This is a genomic window from Halomonas sp. PBN3 (genome assembly GCF_000475415.1).
In the GTDB taxonomy this organism is placed as follows: Bacteria; Pseudomonadota; Gammaproteobacteria; order Pseudomonadales; family Halomonadaceae; genus Halomonas; species Halomonas shengliensis.
The window spans coordinates 1-3151 of the sequence record NZ_AXCA01000011.1; the positions used below are offsets into that span (position 1 = coordinate 1).

General features: G+C 67.2%; 4 protein-coding genes. All 4 read right to left on the minus strand.

The genetic code is table 11. The features are described 5' to 3' along the window. Positions 1-15 precede the first annotated feature (15 nt). Complete coding sequence (locus tag Q673_RS20475; protein ID WP_023004495.1) at positions 16-1518, minus strand: DUF6094 domain-containing protein; 1503 nt, start codon at positions 1516-1518, stop codon at positions 16-18. Positions 1519-1586: 68 nt separating this feature from the next. Continuing rightward, a complete protein-coding gene (locus Q673_RS20480) occupies positions 1587-2180 on the minus strand; it encodes a hypothetical protein (RefSeq protein ID WP_031217507.1) in 594 nt (197 codons plus the stop codon). Positions 2181-2262: 82 nt separating this feature from the next. Next, on the minus strand, positions 2263-2889 hold the full coding sequence (locus Q673_RS20485; protein ID WP_023004497.1) for a DUF3275 family protein: 627 nt from the start codon (positions 2887-2889) through the stop codon (positions 2263-2265). Positions 2890-2982: 93 nt separating this feature from the next. Beyond that, positions 2983-3151 (minus strand): JAB domain-containing protein (locus Q673_RS20490; protein WP_023004498.1); only part of this gene is annotated, 169 nt, incomplete at its 5' end.

Here is a 3151-nt window from a genome sequence, read left to right on the forward strand (position 1 = left end):
CGCCCGGGGCGCCGGTCAGTAGTCGTCTGGCAGCAGCAGCGTGGTGGCGCTGCGATCCGCCTCGGTGATGATCCAGACCGTGAGCGACTCACGGATCCGGTAGGACGAGAGCAGCCTGTCACCGTGAATCAGGGCCTGCTCGTTGCTCTGGCGGTCCTCCTCGGGCACGTCACCCCAGTCGCCGGTGACGTGTCGTCGGAGAAGCGCCATGGGCGAGACCTCGCCTCGCTCCACCAGCTCGTTGACGGCCCGGGTCATCACCACGCGCCCCACCTCGAAGCGGCGTGGATCTGGCCTCGCGGCTCGCTCGGCGACCCGGTTGAGCGGTCCTGGCTCTTCCTCCATCTCAGCACCTGCCGCTTGGCCACCCTCTTCCGGCTCGCCGTCGTTGGCCGCCGGCATCGAGGTAATGGTCAGCAGCTGCCCACAGCGAGGCGAGTCTGGCGTCATCTCCCAGGCGCGGATCACCGGCACAAAGCGGTCGGTGAGCACGCGGGTCTCGGTGATGGAACCATCCTCCCGCTCGGTGAACTCGGTCTTGGCGACCTTATCCTTGTGGGTGTTGCCCTTGACCACCAGGCAGCGGCCGTTGGGCGCAGTGACCACGCCGGAGATCGCCCCGGCCGCCAGCGATAAGGCCAGATGCCAGGAGGAGAGCCGGCGCACCGGGGGACGCGGCGCCTGGCCGGTCTTCCCGAACACGCTGCCCGCCTCGGGCCAGAGCCCCTGCAGCCGCCCGACCTCATCGGCCAGCTGCTCGGCATCGAGCGACACGCGATAAAAGTGGCGCAGCTCGCCCTGAGCCGCCGGTACCACGTAGGGCTCGAAGGGCCACACCTCCGGGATCACCTCAGGTATGACCTCCTTGCTTCCCACGCGAAGCAGCTGGGCACGCATTGCCTTGGTCTCCTGACTGCGCTCCGCCTCACGGCGTCGCACCCGGCGACCCAGGATCACCACCTGCTGAAAGTCATCCACGGCGGCGCGGAAGACCCGCAGCTCGGTGAAGTGGTTGACCAGCCAGCCGGTCAGCTCCTTGTCCAGGGCGTAGTCGGGAACGATCAACACCAGCACACCCCCATACTGCAGGGTGCCAACGGTGCGCTGGTAGAACAGCTTCTCCAGGCGCCTGCGCCCCTTGCCCTGATAGCGCTCATAGCCGGCGTGGTCGGCCAGCAGGTCGCCGTAGGGCGGGTTGAGCCACAGGCAGCCGACGCTGCGCGGCGAGATCATCGTGTCCATCAGGTCGCCCTGCAGGCCTCTATCCACCAGGCCTTGCATCGAGGCGGCCCGCTCGGCGTGATACTCCACGCCATAGGCCTGAACGCGTTCGCGCCCCAGGTGGTGCGCAAGCTCGGCGATGGCGGCACCCTCTCCCGCACAGGGGTCGAGCACCCTCATCCGTCCGGCACTCGCCGGGCTGAGCGCCTGAAGCACCCGCTCAAGCGACGCCTCATCCGTGGGGAAGTAGCCATTCCTGGCGAAGTTGCGCGCAATGCGCTGAAACATCAGTGCCATGCGACACCTCCAGTCGGTTGGGTGTGGTAGGCGCGGCCAGAACGGCCGCACCAGGGTGGAGCGAGAGCTCAGGGCTCGGGGGTAAGCACGCCGGCGCGAATCATCCCGCTGAGGCGCAGGGCCAAGTCGTTCTCATCGAGGGAGATCTCCCAGGCCTGAATCGGCCCCTGTGAGAACGAGGCCGGCAGTACCGCCTGCTGGGCATGCAGCAGCGTCATCACCGGCCCCTGCCAGTGATCCAGCAGGGGCAGCGGGCAGAGCTCCCGCACGCGAGGCCATAGCTGGTCATCCACCGGGCAGGCGCCCTCCTCGTCGTCGAGCAGAGCAATGCTGTGCAGATTGGCGCGATCCGGCGTGATGCAGCACTGGTCGAAGAGCCACACGTGCACCAGGGTGCCGAAACGCGTCTGGCGCAGTCGGGCAGAGCGCCGGGAGTAGCGGTCCATGTCGCCAAAGACCATGGGGTGGCGAGTGTCGCCCCGGCAGAGATGCAGGGTATCCAGGCCGTTGTCTGCTGCTGGCAGCGTCAGCCTGGCCAGCAGCTCCTGCAGCGCCGTATCCCGCCCCCACAGGGAGAGAAACAGGCACTCACGCTGCCGGCCAAGGCAGAACGCGTCGGCGTACAGGTCCAGGCACTCATCGAGGGTGTAGAGCTCGGGCATGATGGCCTCCATCGGTTAGCAAAGAGCGATGGGGACATCCCGAGCCCAGGGCATCGAGATGCCCCGGTGGGGAGTGGCTGCCTCAGGCAGCGGCTTGCCAGGTCTGGGTCGGCGCCTGGAATCGGTAGCCCAATTCCTTCAGTCGACTCACCTGACGGCGGAACAGCGCCCGGTCCACGGTGGGATCGAGCTTGACGCTCTGCCCCAGGGGCCAGAGCAGGCCGAAGAGCTCGGCGTCGGGATTGGCTTCCTGGCTAGAGGCGTAGGCATCCGGGGCTTGGGGCCCTGGTGCCTCGCCGGCTTCACCCTGAGACGATGGCACAGGCGGAGCCATCAGCTCGCCCGGCCCAGGCGTGGATGGGACTGGTGGCTCGGAAGAAGGCGCAGGAGCAATCTCCTCCTCCAGCGGATCCATCTCCGCGGAGTCGAAGCGAGGCCCATGCTGGGTCACCAGCATGCCGTCCTCGGTCAGCAGCATCTCGCCGACCTTGGCGCGGACCTCCACCACCAGCCGGCCACCGGCGAAGTAGCTCGCCGGGCGGATCTCGAGCAGCAGAAACTCGCCCTCAAACACCCCTTCGCTGAACTGGTCCAGCTGAGGATCCTTGATGACGAACTCGCCGATCGAGGCCGCCAGCCGGCCCACGTTGAAGGGGCCGTTGCGCCCATGAATGGTGCGGACGGTTAGCCGTCCGGGGATCTTGATCATCACCAGACTCCTGTTCGACAGGATGCAAAAAGAGCGGACGGGGCCGGCAGCGCCGGCACCCGTCCAAGAAGTCACGGGCAAGCGCCCGAGGTGTCAGAGATAACCCCGCTCCGCGAAGGAGACCGAGTCCGAACCGCCCACCACGATGTGGTCGAGCACGCGAACTTCGATCAGACCCAGTGCCTCTTTAAGGCGCTGGGTGATGCGTCGGTCCGCATCGCTCGGATCGGGCTCCCCGCTGGGGTGGTTGTGGGTGAAGATC